Here is a 14,392-nt window from a genome sequence, read left to right as displayed (position 1 = left end):
TACGTCTAAGCCCTAAAAACGTCCACTTCTCGCCGCTGCAACCGGAGCACACCGGGGGCGGCGGTGACTTCCAGTTGTTCAGCGTCGGTAATGCCGGACTCGGTGAGCCAGTCGCCGCCGATAATCACCTCGCCGTTCTCCCGCACCCAATCGGCCCCTAAATCTTGTCGGTCTTGACTGGCCTCGCAAAGCGCTTTCCAAGTGGCGTCGTCGGTGACGATAGTGATCCAGAGCCGGTGATGCTGTAGCGTTAGTTGTAGCGGGGTGCCGGGGGTAAATCCGAGCTTGGCCAACATAGCGCCTTCAATCATCAGCTCCGGGATCGGTTCAGGGGTAAAGGTGATGTTCATGCGTTACCCTCCATGGCGGGCGCGGTGCGGATAATCAGTTGGCCGTGTTCGGCGATAATGCACACCGATTGGCCCTGAGCAAAGCCCAACGCTTCCAGCCAGCGGCCCTTGATGGTCAGTTGTGGCAGCGGGTTCGGCCTGCCGCCGTTGGTGCGGTAATCCGCTTCAGCTTCGCAAACGGCAGGCCCGTTGTGGCGCGCTGCTCGCAGGCTCCCGCCGCTGTTGGCGACAGCCTCCTTCCTCAACATCAAGGTCAACTGCAAAGGGTTGTCGGCTTGGCGGCCTCCGCTGAAAGGCTTAATGCCCCCCCGGCTGCGTCTGGCTGCGCCGGGTCGTGCCCCGCGATAAAGAAGCGGTCACTCCTTCCCGTCTCGCCAACTTCCGCACCCGCCCTGGTTCTGTGTGGTCATGCAAAGCCAAACCCGGCTTGGGCAGGCGGTTCGGGGCGGAGAAAACCGGAAAAGCGGTAATGGCAGCGGCTAACGCCGCTGCTATGATGTGGGTGTAGTTGCTCTTTAACAGGTCGGGGAAATGGCGTCACGGGCGTAAAAGTCGCGTCGGGGAAAAAAGTTGGTGGTGTGAAAATGCACTGGCGAAAAATTTTTGTAACAGTATGATTAAAAACAGAAAAATAGGTTTTTTTGCGGTAAGCTTCACAATGGATCACGTTGTTGTGGAGAATAACGCGCTGAGTGATATCGGCGAGAACAAAGTCTCTGGCGTGACGCAGGAACAGAAATACCAAAAAGCTCAGGATGAGCTCAAAGCACTCGTAGAAGACGGTGGTGAGGTAAATATATGTTTATAGTATATTTATGGGATAAAAAAGTAGGTGAAAGTATCACCTCGTTGAAGGATTTTTCAGGCAACGAAAAATTTTTAATTAAAGGTGATCATCAAGAATATCCCCTGTTATCAGAGCTATCTAACTGTGACATGGAACTCTTCAGTGATGAACAGCTCATTGATCTTCGTAAAGAGATTGAGGAGTTAATGGTGGACAAATTATCTGAGCGAGATGTCCATGATTACTTATCATCAATTATTACGTTAATTGATCGCGCTGAAAGAGACTGTCAAAGCATATTATTTTCACCCTTTTAAACAGGAACCCCGGCCATCTGGCCGGGATTTTTGCTTTTACGCCTTGAAATCCTCCCTCTTCCCGCCGCTGCAACCGGAGCACACCGGGTGCAATGGTGAGTTCCAGTTGTTCCGCATCGATAATGCCGGACTCGGTGAGCCAGTCGCCGCCGATAATCACCTCGTCGTTCTCCCGTATCCAATCCGCGCCTAAGTCTTGCCGGTCTTGGCTGGCTTCGCACAGCGCTTCCCAGATGGCGTCGTCGGTGACGACGGTGATCCACAGGGTGCGATGCTGGCGCGTCAGTTGCAGCGGGGTGCCAGCGGTAAATCCGAGCCTGACCAACGTAGCGCCTTCAATCACCAGCTCCAGGATCGGTTCAGGGGTAAAGTTGATGTTCATGCATTACCCTCTGTGGCTGGCGCGGTGCGGATAATCAGTTGGCCGTGTTCGGTGGTAATGCTCACCGGTTGGCCTTTGGTAAACCCCAACGCTTCCAGCCACCTTCCCTTGATGGTCAGTTGTTGCAGCGGGTTCGGCCTGCCCACACAGGCGCAGACGGTGCATCTGCGCCTAAAGAACCTTGCCATATTCTCTAACTATTACACCGTCGCCGTACTCTGATCCGAACCATTAACGGTGACGTCAATCAGTGCTGGGGCTTGCAGACCCGACAGTTCTGGCTCTGGTGCTGATAGCTGCGGTGTACCCGCTTTCCCCGATTGCACGCCCAGGTTGTAAACCACTGCGGCAACCCCGGCGGGATCGCGCGCGGTGGTTCCAAAACTGGAATGGCGCACGTTGATATTTTCAATGATGCAGTTTTCTCCCGGCGCACTGCTTGCGGCGGCCAGATCGGGGGCATAGATATTGATAAATATCGGTGCGTTGGAAGGCCCACATTGGAAGTCGCTGACGTAGATATCGCGCATCTCATAGTTGCGCGTTCCTCCGGTATTCTGCTGGGGGCTGGCATAACCGTTGTAATTACCATCCAGCAGGATCGCACCGTAGAGGTTATTAGCGGTTGACGTACCGGCAGGCACGTTGATATTACGCATGTAGATATTGCGGATGTAGCCACCAATCCCACTATTACTTTTCAGGCGTAGTGCAGCATATAAATTGGTACTGCTCATGGTGATGTTCTGCGCATAAACGTTATATACGCCGCCAGAAATTTCACTGCCCAGCGTTACGCCACCATGCCCTTCGGCCATTTTGCAGTTTTGTATCACGATATTGTAAGAAGGGCGAGGGCCACCGGTGCCATCAGGAGAGAAGTTGAAACCATCTCCGCCACGGCCAGACTTGATGGCGATGCAGTCGTCACCGGTGTTAAAGGTACAGCCATCGATCAGCACGCCTGAACAACAGACCGGATCGCAGCCGTCGTTGTTGGTGCCAAGGCTTTCGGCAGTCACCCCACGTACCGTCACATTTGTACACAGCACCGGAGCCACTATCCACATGGGCGATCGGGTGAAGGTAACGCCTTCTATCAGGACGACTTCGCATTCCCAGAATCCGACAAAGTTGGGCCGCAAAAAGCTCATCTTGCCGCTGTCGGCATTGGGCCCGAAGGTGGGTGTGTTGCCCAGTACCCGCTCGCTCCAGGGCTGGTAGCTTTGCTCATCAGCACTGTTTTTCAATGCGTCACTTTCGGCTGCCTGATTACCGGAGATGATGGGATCAGAGTTGCTTGGATCGTTGCCATAGGTAGTAGAACCTTTCCATGGCCACCACGCTGTTTTGCTAGCTTGGCCGTCAAATGTCCCTAATCCGGTCACAGCAATATTGTTCGCCTGGTAGGCATACAAAAATGGCGAGTAGTTGTAGCAGGGATTAGCCTCGAAGTGCGTCAGCACGGTGGGGTAGAACGCCGGGTCAGTCCCAAACAATACTGTGGTATCAGCACTCTCAAGATACAGGTTAACGTTGGAAAGCAGGGTGATAGGGCCATTCACTAACCAGGTACCTGATGGCACGACGACACGGCCACCCCCGGCATCATGACAGGCCTGAATAGCCGCAGTAAAAGCACTCAAACAGTCATCGGTGCCTCCAGACAGGGCACCGTAGGTGGTTATCGAAAAATCTCGTGTGGGGAAAACCGGTAGGCGAATATCGTTAATAATCTTCTGTACGGCGGCATCATCCCAATAAGGGTCTGCAGGGGCAGGCGGTTTATTATCTTTACCATGCGATATCGATGTACCGCTCCAATCATTACAGGCTGAAAGTATAAAAGGTGATAGTACGGTCGATAATACAAAGGTCCTACGCTTCATGAAAACTCCCTTTGATAAAAAAGATATATCCTTCATGGATTTCAAGATGCAGCAACACATTGAGGTGAGTACAATCAATGTATCTGTAACGCTAATTACTGTTGGCGTAATTAAACGTATTCTCAGACCCTGGTAAAGGTAGAAAAGTATATTAAATGGATTAATAACTAAATGTTATTATTTTATTGTTGCTTTATTTATTACTCTGACGAGTGTAAAAATATCTTCTGCGTGATCAATATGCCCCGGTATTAACCGGGGCATATTGATGGTATTACCCTTCCAATTCCAGTACTGGTTTACGCTTCAGCACCACGCGCAGCACGAAGTAATAGACAATGCCCACCGCCAGCCAGCTCAGGCCGAGGATTTTGGCTTCCATATCCATTTCGTACAGCACAAAGCCGATAATCGCCAGGCCAACCAGCGGGAAAAGCAGGTGCTTTACCCAGGCGGTGGATTTCTGGCGGATGATGTAGTGGTTAATCACCGACAGGTGCAGGATCAAAAAGCCCATCAGCGCGCCGAAGTTCACCAAGCGGCTCAGGTTGTCGATGCTGCCGTTGAAGTACAGCCCGGAACCGAGGGAAATCACCGCCACTAGCAGGGTGCTGACGTAAGGGGTTTTGAAACGAGGATGCACCTTCGCCAGGATTTTCGGCAACTGACGATCGCGCCCCATGGCAAACAGAATGCGCGAAATTGCCGCCTGTGCCACCAAGGCGTTAGCGATACCCCAAGAGAGCGCCGTGGCCCAGATGGTCACCTGCTTCAGCCAGGCGCCACCGGCCAAGTTGGCGGTGTCGTAAAACGCGGTATCCAGGTTGGTGAAGTTGTTGCCTGCGGCCAGATCGGCGGCGATCCAGGTTTGCAGAATAAACAGCGACCCGACCAGCAGCAGGGCAAACAGCGAGGCTTTGCCCACCGCATCAGCTCCGCCTTTGCTCTCTTCAGAGAGCGTCGAAATACCGTCAAAGCCCAGGAATGACAGCACGGCGATCGACACCGCTCCCATTACCAGCGGCAGGCTGAATTTCTCGGCGTTGTAGAGCGGATTGAGCGTCAAACCGCCCGAACCTTCACCGGCGTACAGGGCAATCAGCCCCATCACCACGAAGATCGCCAGGATCACGATCTCTGCCACCAGAATGTAGCGGTTGGCTTTGGCGGTAAACTGAATGCCGATCAGGTTGATCACACTGTTAATGGCGATAAACGTCACGATCCACACCCAGGCAGGTACGCCCGGCAGAATCGGGCCAAGGGCCGCAGCGCTGACGATATACAGCAGCGATGGCACCAGAATGTAATCCAGCAGGATCAGCCAGCCAGCGAAGAAGCCGACGGTTTCATGAATACCGCGCTGTGCGTAGGCATACACCGAGCCGGAAACCGGGAACGCGCGCGACATCGACCAGTAGCTCATCGCGGTGAAGAACATCGCCACCATGCCGATCAGGTAAGCCAAGGCAACCATGCCCTGCGAGCCTTCCCACACGTAGCCAAAGACGCCAAACGGCGCGATCGGCACCATAAAGATCATGCCGTAAATCACCAGATCTTTCAGGGTGAGGGTGCGATGCAGCTCCTGCTTATAGCCAAATTGTTCAACAGACATTGCTTTGGCTCCTTAATCCAACTGAATATTTAACTGAGCGGCAACGCTGCGTGGCAGAGCGAAGCGGCAGGTTTTCAGCGGATCAACCACCTGGCAGATTTGCAAATCGCCGGTGATGCTCATCAGGTTGATGGCGTCGGCCAGCGTCACTGTGCTGTGATCGGCAATAAAGTGCGCCATATTGCGGGTCGCCAGTTGGGCGGCCTCATCCAGCGTTTTGGCGGAGGCCAGGGTGTACAGCGCGTCTGCGGTGCTGATCATCGGCGTTGGCAGCGGGCGGTTTTTCACCACGCTCAGATTCACCACCACTTCACCGGGGATCTCCAAGCCGCATACCGAGACTTCACCGTCGCCCATGGCGGCATGCAGATCGCCGAGTGCAAACAGCGCGCCTTCCACGTTGACCGGCAGCCACAGCGTGCTGCCTTCGGTGATGATCTTGCAGTCCATATTGCCGCCGTGCGCATCCGGCGTGCCGCATGGCACCGCTTCACCCGCAGGTGCCACGCCAATCACACCAATCATCGGCTTGAGTGGCCAACGCACGCCGCCCGGCAGCAGGGCAAAACCCTCTTCCAGCGGCACGGTGCGGATCTGTGGTTGTTGCAGTTCATCGCCGATCACGCCCAGACCCGGTGCGGTCACCATCACCGCTTGGTGGCTGCGTGGGGTGATGCGTTTGATCTCTACCCGCAGTACGTCGCCCGGTAGCGCGTCCTGCACGTAGACCGGCCCGGTGGCCGGGTTGATGCGGTTCCAGTCCAGCTCGGTAAATGCGGCTTGCTCAGAAGCAATCTGATCTTCGAAACAGTCGCAGGTTTCAAAGCAAACGTCGCTGCCGCTGGCAATTCTTGCCACGGGAGCGTTATCACGCGACATGGCATAAACCACGTGCGTGCGGGGAATTCTTTCCATGGTGATTCCTGTAAAGTTGTGCTGAGTTTTTTCTTATGAGAGGCGTTAATTGCAGTCTGCCAGAGACAGTGTAAATAACCTTGCCTGAAATAATTAATCACATCCGCCGGGGCAGAGGCAAGTGCGGCAAAATCCTGCCCGGCGGCCGTTCGGAGGAATATCCTTTAATTAAAAATCATGCTGGTTTTTTACGTTAGCTAAAAGCGAATAGTGCCGTATAACTGCTTTGCCATTGAGCGAGTAAGCAGCAGGTAAAATATCAATCAGCGATAACCCTGATAGGCCGCCGCCACGCGTTTAAAGTATTCCGTCAGGTAGTTAATACACACTTGCACTTTTAGCGGCAGCTTGTCCTTCTTGGTGTACAGGGCGTATACCGGGCGGGGATCTGAGTGGTAGCGCTTGAACAGAATTTCGATCTCACCGCGTTTGATCTCTTCGATCACCCACATCAGCGGGACATAAGCGATGCCAGCCCCGGCATTCAGCCAGCGGACCATGGTTTGCGAGTCATTGGTCACGAAGCGCCCCTGTGGGGAAATGCGCGTACTGATGCCTTCCGGGGCCATCAGCTCGAATTCGCTGTCTGGCCGCACGCTGTATTCCAGCCAGGAGAAATTCACCATATCGCTCGGTTTTTGCGGCGTGCCGTGTTGGTTGAGGTAGCTTTTGGCGGCGCAAACTACCATCGGCATTGAACCCAAACGCGTGGAAAACAGGCTGGAATCCTGCAACGCACCGGTGCGGATCACCAGGTCCAATCCGTCGGTAATCAGATCGGGGGCCGGAATACCGGTGACTAGATTCACCGTTAAGCCTGGGTACTCTTGCAACATTTCGGCGGTCATGGTGGCCAGCACGTTTTGCGCCATGGTGGAGGAACTGCCAATGCGCAGGGTGCCGATTGGGGTATTGTTCAGCGCATACAGTTGTTCATGCACTTCGGTGGCTTCCTGCAGCATCCGGCGGCAACCTTGATAGTAGATTTTGCCCGCTTCGGTCAGGCCGATACTGCGCGTGCTGCGGTTAAGCAGCTTCACTTGCAGATCATTTTCCAGTTTGGACACTGTCTGGCTGATGGACGAAACGCTCATATCGAGCTGGCGCGCCGCCGCAGTAAACGACCCACACTCAACAACTTTGGCGAACACTGACATCCGTTTGAGTCTTTCCATTGTTCACTCTGGCTTAAAAGTGATTTAGATCACATATTGTAGATGAGCTTATAGTAAGCAGGCTAATATAACCGGGTCGGGTGTATCCTTCTGAGCGCTTGAGCGTGGTCAGCAATGTCGCGGTTTATTGTCGTCTGTCATGCATTCCCTTTCATGAGTCTAAGTTCGTAGTTTAACCCTTTTTTCAGGTTCGTGGCCTGGCAACTGTCTAGGTGCGACGTTTGGCGTCCGTTAGCCAAAATGTAAAGAGAATGTGAAATCAGCAGGGCGCGATCCCCGGTGCAGTAAACAATTAAGGAAAAAGTGATGAGTTTGCTTCCGGTTATGGTCATTTTTGGGATGTCGTTCCCGCCGGTGTTTTTTGAGCTGTTGGCGTCGTTGGTGCTGTTTTTTGTCATGCGCCGCCTGCTACTGCCGACCGGGATTTACGATTTTGTCTGGCATCCCGCGCTGTTCAATACTGCGCTGTATTGCTGCTTGTTTTATCTGGTTTCATGTCTTTTTGTTTGAGGTGGCTGTGAAAACTTTTTCAATACAAATAACCCGAATCGCGATCACGTTGATTTTTGTCGTGCTGGCCGCTATTGCGGTGTTCAAGTCCTGGTCGTTTTACACCGAATCGCCGTGGACGCGTGATGCCAAATTCACCGCCGACGTGGTGGCGATTGCCCCAGACGTCAGCGGCCTGCTGACCGAGATACCGGTCACGGATAACCAACTGGTGGAAAAAGGCCAGATCCTGTTTGTGATCGATAAGCCTCGCTACCAGCAGGCGCTGGCGCAAGCCAATGCTGACGTGGCCTATTATCAGGCGCTGGCCGAAGAGAAGAAACGTGAGGCTGGCCGCCGCGTACGCTTGGGCATTCAGGCGATGTCGCAGGAAGAGATCGATCAGTCGAGCAACTCATTGCAAACCGTGCAGCACCAGTTGGCAAAGGCGATGGCTACCCGCGATCTGGCACAGTTGGATCTCGATCGCACTACGGTTCGTGCACCCGACGACGGCTGGGTAACCAACCTGAACGTACACGCCGGGGAATTTATCACCCGTGGTTCCACCGCCGTGGCGTTGGTGAAGAAAAACACCTTCTACATTCTGGCCTATCTGGAAGAAACCAAACTGAACGGCCTGCAGCAAGGCGATCGGGTGGAAATCACCCCGCTGGGCAGCAACCGCATTATGCATGGCACCGTCGACAGCCTGGCGGCGGCGGTCAATAACAGCAGCAGCACCGTTAACAGTAAGGGATTGGCGTCGATCGACAGCAACCTGGAATGGGTGCGCTTGGCGCAGCGCGTGCCGGTGAAAATACTGCTGGATGAGAAAGATCAGCAGCACCCCTACCCGGCGGGAACCACCGCCACCGTGGTGATTACCGGCAAGAACGACGGCAACGATAATGGTTCGCCGTTTATCCGGCTGATGCACCGGTTACGTGAGTTTGGCTGATGACGAGCCCAACCTTTATTCGCCTGAGATTTGCCTGCAAACTCAGCTTTGCGATTGTTTTTGCGCTGTTTGTCGGTTTTCACCTTAACTTGGAAACCCCGCGCTGGTCGGTGCTGACGGCAGCGATCGTCGTGGCAGGGCCTGCGTTTGCCGCGGGGGGCGAACCGTTTTCTGGTGCCATCCGTTATCGCGGCTGGTTACGCATTATCGGCACCTTTGTGGGCTGCTTTGTCGGCCTGGTGATTATCGTCACCTGCGCGCGCGCGCCCGTGGTGATGCTGATGCTGTGCTGCGTCTGGCTTGGAGTCTGTACCTGGATTTCATCGCTGGTCAGAGTTGAGAACTCCTATGCCTGGGGGCTGGCGGGCTATACGGCGCTGATTATTATCGTCACCTCGGCCAGCAGTACCTCTGCGCTGATGCAAGCGCCGCAGTTCGCGCTTGAGCGCTGTAGCGAGATTGTGTTCGGTATTCTCAGCGCGGTGTTGGCCGATCTGCTGTTTTCGCCGCGTTCAATCAAACAGGATATCGATCGCGCAGTCGATCAACTGCTGGTGGGGCAATACCGGCTGATGCAGATGTGCATCAGCAATGCAGAGAAAGAAGATATCGACCGTGCCTGGGGCGATCTGGTGAAAAGCACCACCGCTTTGAACGGGATGCGCAGCAACCTGATGTTGGAGTCTTCGCGTTGGCAGCGGGTAAACCAGCGGGTACGCGTACTGCATACCCTTTCGCTGACGCTGATTACTCAGGCCTGTGAAACCTACTTGATCCTGCTGAATTACCCCAATGCGGTGAAGGATAACATTCGCGAGTTGCTGATGATGCCCGCTGAAACGCCGCAGGAAGTGCATCAGCACTTGAAACGGGTACGTCAGGTATTGGCCACCAACCTCACCAATGAAACCCTGGTTACGGTCAGTACCTGGGTGGGTACGGCGACGCGCTACCTGCTGGTGGCGAAAGGGGTGCACACCAACAGCGGCATCAACGCCGTTGAAAACGAGATACTGGCCAGTGAAGTGGTGGTGAAAACCCCTTCGGCAGAAGGTCATCATGCGTTGATCAACGGCCTGCGCTCCTGGGCAGCCACCTCGATTGGCTGTTTGTTCTGGCTGTGGACCGGCTGGACCTCCGGCAGCGGCTGCATGGTGATGATCGCCGTGGTGACCGCTTTGGCGATGCGTACGCCGAACCCAAAAATGATGGCGTTCGATTTCCTGTTGGGGGTGCTGATCGCCTTCCCGATGGGGGCGCTGTTCTATATGTTTATCCTGCCACAGACCCAGCAAAGCATGTTCCTGCTGTGCCTGAGCCTGGGCACGCTGGCGTTTTTCATCGGTATTGAAGTGCAGAAGCGCCGCCTGGGTTCGCTGGGCACCTTGGCGAGTACCATCAATATCATCGTGTTGAGCAACCCGATGCATTTCTCGGTGACGACGTTTATCGACAGCGCCATCGGCCAGATCATCGGCTGTTTTGTCGCGATGATCGTGCTGTTCCTGATCCGTGATACCTCACGCGAGCGCACCGGCCGCACGCTGATGAACCAACTGGTCAGCAGCGCCGTTTCGGCATTGACCACCCAGGCGGCGCGTCGCCGTGAAAATCACCTGCCAGCGCTGTATCAGCGCTTGAACCAGTTGCTGATGATGTTCCCGAACGACATTGCCAAATACCGCCTGGGGCTCAACCTGATTATCGCTCACCAGCGCATGCAGATGACCGAGATCCCGGCCAAGGAAGAGCTGTCGGTGTTCCATAAGCAGATCCGCAATACCGCCGATCACGTGGTCTCCGCCAAGAGCGACGGGAAACGCGCTTATTACTACAATCGGCTGCTGAAAGAGATGAATGAATACCAGCAGAAGCTGGTGGATAACAGCGCGCCACTCAGCGTGACCGGGCCGGTCAAACGCTTGGCGGATATGCTGCATCTCTATCGCCACGCCTTGATCGATTGAGCACTTTTAGGCTGAAAATCGGGGCGTGTTCCGCGTGTCAGCGGCGCTGGAAAGTGGCATGATTGATAGCAAGAGCGCAGACTCTGCGCGGGATGAAGGTTAGCAGATGAAACGGTTACATTTCAGTCATCTCTGATTCATTATTTTTTGCTATAAGTTTAGCCATCATGGGGCATTCACCTCATTCAGGGAAAATATGAATAAACGTACCCTTGTGGCGATGCTGATCGCCATTGTGGTCGCCGGTTTTAGCGCGCTGCGTGGTAATGATACTGACCGGGTGATCGCCCCTGTGCCTGCGGCCACCGTTGCCGCTGAGAGTATCGATAAGCTGACGGAACCCAAGCGCGTTGCCCGTTATCTGCAACAGCATCAGCGGTTGCCGGATTACTACCTCACCAAAAAACAGGCGCGTGAACAGGGCTGGGATGCGGCTGATGGCAACCTGTGTCTGGCGTTGCCGGGTAAGGCGATTGGCGGCGATCGTTTCTCTAACCGTGAAGGGCGTTTACCGGTGGCCAACAACCGGGTATGGCGCGAGGCGGATGTCAATTACCAATGCGGCCGACGCGGGGCCGATCGCCTGCTGTATTCCAGCGACGGTCTGATTTTTGTCACGCGTGACCATTATAAAAACTTCATTCGGATGGAGTGAGTTGATGGTGAAAATAGAGTTCGATTTTAACCAGATACCCGATCTACCGGCGTTCTATCAGCAATTTGCCGACCGGTTCGCGCTGGGTGAAGGATTTGGTGCCAATCTGGACGCGCTGTGGGATGTGGTTACCGGCGATATCAGCCTGCCGGTCGAGATTGAATTTGCCAATCTCAACGCCCGCCGCAAACGCCGTTTTGGTGCCATTATTCTGCTGTTTGAAGAGGCGGAAGAAGAGTTGGAGGGGGACCTGCGGTTCAATATTCGTGAAGCCAGCGGTGCAGCGGTGCATCACCGGGGATGAACAAGGTTCATCCCATCGTGATGCTGCTGACGATCACTGTTGCGCCTCGGCCAGATCGCGTAAGTACTGGAAGATTTGGCGGAACGATTTCGGCGGCTTGTTAGCAGCCTGCTCTTTTTGCGCGTTACGCACCAGCGCACGCAGCTGCTGGCGATCGGCCTCTGGATAGAGTTCCAGCACGGACGGGATCGCATCATCACCTTCAGCCACCAGGCGATCGCGCAGTGCTTCCAGCTTGTGGAACAGCGACACCTGTTGGTTATGGCGGTTCTTCAGCTTATCGAGCGCGGTCTGGATCGGCTCAACATCACGGGCACGCAGCATTTTGCCGATCAGTTGGATCTGGCGGCGGCGGCCTTCTTTTTTGATCTTCTGCGCCAGTTCGATGGCGGCACGCAAATCTTCATCCAGCGGAATGCGTTCTAGCGCATTTTTACCCAGTTCGACCAACTCGGTCCCCAAGTCTTTCAGCGCTTCAGCGTCACGCTTAATTTCACTTTTACTGACCCAGATAATCTCGTCATCGTCCTCATTTTCGTTCTCAGGGACATCGTCGAGCCAGTCTTCAGGCTGTTTGTTCATGGTAGGCTCCGTCAAAAAGAGGCTAATCCTAACAGGTTGCTGGCTGTGTACCCAAAATAATTCGAGTCACTGAGCGTAGCCAACGCCTATGTGGCTCGAAGTATTAAGGGTGTATGCGAAATTCCACGCAGTTCCTGTTAGACTCAAAAGCACATCAGGCTGTGTTCCGCGTTGCTGCAAGCGGATATAGTCTGGCATTATTTTGGCGCGTTATACTCGTCATACTTCAAGTTGCCTGGGTGTTGGCTGCGTCCGTTCACACCAGTCACATAGTGGCCTATGCTCCTGGCGACTCTCGGACTGGCCGCCTACATGCAACTCGAATTATTTAGAGTATATGCCGCGCAAAACCACGCCGATACGTGATGCAGGTCAGTTAAGACTCACCAATTCCCTCTCCTTGGGGAGAGGTTAGGGTGAGGGGAAGATCACCGAATTACAGCCCCTCACCCCGGCCCTCTCCCACAGGGAGAGGGGGCGCCGATGATGCACTTTTCTGCTTAACTGACGGGCATTGCGCCGATACGGCACTTTTCTCAGCGATTTCCTGATTAATTATGGCAGATTGATGAAAGTAGTCACTCAAGTTGCAGAACAGCGCAAAGCGCTGGAACAAGCCGTCTCACAGGCTTTGGAACTGGCGCGCGCCGGTTCCGATGCGGCAGAAGTTGCCGTGACCAAAACCACCGGTATCAGCGTCAGCACCCGCTTCGGTGAGGTGGAAAACGTCGAGTTTAACAGCGACGGGGCGTTGGGTATCACCGTTTATTACCAACAGCGTAAAGGCAGCGCCTCTTCCACCGATCTGAGCCCGGATGCCATTTCTCGCACCGTGCAGGCGGCGCTGGATATTGCTCGCTATACCTCGCCAGATCCTCATGCCGGCCCGGCAGAAAAAGATCTGTTGGCGTTTGAGGCACCGGATCTCGATCTGTTCCACCCGGCCGAACTGGATGCCGAACGCGGGATTGAGCTGGCGGCGCGCGCCGAACAGGCAGCGTTGTCGGCAGATAAACGCATTACCAATACCGAAGGCGGCAGTTTCAACAGCCATTACGGTATTAAGGTGTTCGGTAACAGCCACGGTATGCTGCAAAGCTATTGCTCCAGCCGTCATTCCCTCTCCAGCAGCGTTATTGCCGAGCACAACGGTGATATGGAGCGTGACTACGCCTATACCATCGGCCGTGCTATGGGAGATATGGCAAGCCCCGAGTGGGTTGGTCAGGAGTGCGCTCGCCGTACGCTGGCGCGCCTTTCGCCACGTAAGCTTGCCACCATGAAGGCACCGATTTTATTCGCTTCTGAAGTGGCAACCGGCTTGTTTGGCCATCTGGTGGGCGCTATCAGCGGCAGCAGCGTTTATCGCAAATCCACCTTCCTGTTGGATTCACTGGGTAAACAGATCCTGCCGGAATGGATGACCATTGAAGAACATCCGCATCTGCTGAAAGGTTTGGCTTCCACGCCGTTCGACAGTGAAGGGGTACGTACCGAACGCCGCGATATCGTCAAAGATGGCGTATTGCAAACCTGGTTGCTGACCAGCTACGCGGCGCGCAAGCTGGGTATGCATAGCACCGGGCATGCGGGCGGTATCCACAACTGGCGCATTGCCGGGCAGGGTAATGATTTTGCCGCGATGCTCAAGCAGTTGGGTACCGGTTTAGTGGTAACTGAACTGATGGGGCAGGGGGTCAGCGGTATTACCGGTGACTACTCGCGCGGAGCCTCCGGTTTTTGGGTAGAAAATGGTGAGATCCAGTATCCGGTCAGTGAGATCACCATTGCCGGTAACCTGAAAGACATGCTGCGTAATATTGTCAGCATCGGCAGTGATATCGAGACTCGCAGTAATATTCAATGCGGTTCTATTCTGTTGCCGGAAATGAAGATTGCCGGTCAGTAATATATGCCTTTCGGCCGGTATTATGCCGGCCATGTCTTCTTTTTAACCCTGCTTACAAATATAAGGTTTCGATTTCACCATTCTCTGCCTAT

The 14,392-nt window shown here is 54.4% G+C and carries 16 protein-coding genes and 1 pseudogene; 7 read left to right on the top strand and 10 right to left on the bottom strand.

Annotation, left to right across the window (positions count from 1 at the left end):
• Positions 1–5: 5 nt before the first annotated feature.
• The 3 genes from ACX1CU_RS21395 to ACX1CU_RS21385 all read right to left on the bottom strand — a co-directional run bounded on the left by ACX1CU_RS21395 (position 6) and on the right by ACX1CU_RS21385 (position 1,095).
• Positions 6–350: a SymE family type I addiction module toxin gene (locus ACX1CU_RS21395; protein ID WP_459400228.1), complete on the bottom strand. Its 345-nt coding sequence runs from the start codon at positions 348–350 to the stop codon at positions 6–8.
• Positions 347–598 carry a SymE family type I addiction module toxin gene (locus ACX1CU_RS21390; RefSeq protein WP_459400227.1) on the bottom strand — a complete coding sequence of 84 codons (252 nt, stop codon included), beginning with the start codon at positions 596–598 and terminating at the stop codon, positions 347–349. Before ACX1CU_RS21390 ends, ACX1CU_RS21395 begins: the two co-directional genes overlap by 4 nt.
• A 158-nt stretch (positions 599–756) precedes the next feature.
• The gene (locus ACX1CU_RS21385) at positions 757–1,095 is read right to left on the bottom strand and encodes a hypothetical protein (RefSeq protein WP_459400226.1); all 339 of its coding nucleotides are present in this window, start codon (positions 1,093–1,095) and stop codon (positions 757–759) included.
• 53 nt (positions 1,096–1,148) lie between these two features.
• Between ACX1CU_RS21385 and ACX1CU_RS21380 the strand changes: the two genes are divergently transcribed.
• Entirely contained in the window at positions 1,149–1,454 is a 306-nt protein-coding gene (locus tag ACX1CU_RS21380; RefSeq protein WP_459400225.1) for a hypothetical protein, read from the top strand.
• 43 nt (positions 1,455–1,497) lie between these two features.
• Here the strand turns inward: ACX1CU_RS21380 and ACX1CU_RS21375 are convergent.
• From ACX1CU_RS21375 to aaeR, 6 genes and pseudogenes are all read right to left on the bottom strand, one after another.
• Positions 1,498–1,836, bottom strand: a pseudogene (locus ACX1CU_RS21375) (hypothetical protein); the annotation flags it as partial.
• Positions 1,833–2,024: a SymE family type I addiction module toxin gene (locus ACX1CU_RS21370; protein WP_459400224.1), complete on the bottom strand. Its 192-nt coding sequence runs from the start codon at positions 2,022–2,024 to the stop codon at positions 1,833–1,835. The pseudogene ACX1CU_RS21375 and the gene ACX1CU_RS21370, both read right to left, overlap by 4 nt.
• A 12-nt stretch (positions 2,025–2,036) precedes the next feature.
• Positions 2,037–3,482 (bottom strand): glycoside hydrolase family 28 protein, encoded by a 1,446-nt coding sequence (locus ACX1CU_RS21365; protein ID WP_459400223.1) that lies wholly within the window; start codon positions 3,480–3,482, stop codon positions 2,037–2,039.
• A gap of 517 nt (positions 3,483–3,999) precedes the next feature.
• A complete protein-coding gene (locus tag ACX1CU_RS21360) occupies positions 4,000–5,343 on the bottom strand; it encodes an APC family permease (RefSeq protein WP_459400222.1) in 1,344 nt (447 codons plus the stop codon).
• A gap of 12 nt (positions 5,344–5,355) precedes the next feature.
• The gene (locus ACX1CU_RS21355; RefSeq protein WP_459400221.1) at positions 5,356–6,258 is read right to left on the bottom strand and encodes an acetamidase/formamidase family protein; all 903 of its coding nucleotides are present in this window, start codon (positions 6,256–6,258) and stop codon (positions 5,356–5,358) included.
• Positions 6,259–6,521: 263 nt separating this feature from the next.
• A complete protein-coding gene (gene aaeR / locus ACX1CU_RS21350) occupies positions 6,522–7,433 on the bottom strand; it encodes an HTH-type transcriptional activator AaeR (protein WP_459400220.1) in 912 nt (303 codons plus the stop codon).
• Positions 7,434–7,739: 306 nt separating this feature from the next.
• Here aaeR and aaeX point away from each other — a divergent pair, with 306 nt between their 5' ends.
• From aaeX to ACX1CU_RS21325, 5 genes are all read left to right on the top strand, one after another.
• Complete coding sequence (aaeX, locus tag ACX1CU_RS21345; RefSeq protein WP_459400219.1) at positions 7,740–7,943, top strand: p-hydroxybenzoic acid efflux pump operon protein AaeX; 204 nt, start codon at positions 7,740–7,742, stop codon at positions 7,941–7,943.
• A 7-nt stretch (positions 7,944–7,950) separates the two neighbouring features.
• The gene (gene aaeA / locus ACX1CU_RS21340) at positions 7,951–8,883 is read left to right on the top strand and encodes a p-hydroxybenzoic acid efflux pump subunit AaeA (protein ID WP_459400218.1); all 933 of its coding nucleotides are present in this window, start codon (positions 7,951–7,953) and stop codon (positions 8,881–8,883) included.
• Entirely contained in the window at positions 8,883–10,850 is a 1,968-nt protein-coding gene (gene aaeB / locus ACX1CU_RS21335) for a p-hydroxybenzoic acid efflux pump subunit AaeB (protein WP_459400217.1), read from the top strand. The genes aaeA and aaeB overlap by 1 nt, the downstream gene beginning before the upstream one ends.
• Before the next feature lie 196 nt (positions 10,851–11,046).
• Complete coding sequence (locus ACX1CU_RS21330) at positions 11,047–11,505, top strand: ribonuclease domain-containing protein (protein ID WP_459400216.1); 459 nt, start codon at positions 11,047–11,049, stop codon at positions 11,503–11,505.
• A gap of 4 nt (positions 11,506–11,509) precedes the next feature.
• A complete protein-coding gene (locus ACX1CU_RS21325; RefSeq protein ID WP_459400215.1) occupies positions 11,510–11,809 on the top strand; it encodes a barstar family protein in 300 nt (99 codons plus the stop codon).
• A 33-nt stretch (positions 11,810–11,842) separates the two neighbouring features.
• Here the strand turns inward: ACX1CU_RS21325 and yjgA are convergent, their stop codons facing one another.
• Positions 11,843–12,391, bottom strand: a complete 549-nt coding sequence (gene yjgA / locus ACX1CU_RS21320; protein WP_459400214.1) for a ribosome biogenesis factor YjgA — start codon at positions 12,389–12,391, stop codon at positions 11,843–11,845.
• A gap of 568 nt (positions 12,392–12,959) precedes the next feature.
• Between yjgA and pmbA the strand changes: the two genes are divergently transcribed.
• The gene (gene pmbA / locus ACX1CU_RS21315) at positions 12,960–14,300 is read left to right on the top strand and encodes a metalloprotease PmbA (RefSeq protein WP_459400213.1); all 1,341 of its coding nucleotides are present in this window, start codon (positions 12,960–12,962) and stop codon (positions 14,298–14,300) included.
• The last annotated feature ends 92 nt before the right edge of the window (positions 14,301–14,392 follow it).

It is taken from the genome of Serratia sp. D1N4, assembly GCF_054552755.1.
The sequence above is the reverse complement of the archived record's forward strand: the minus strand, read 5'-3'. Positions and strand labels throughout refer to the sequence as shown.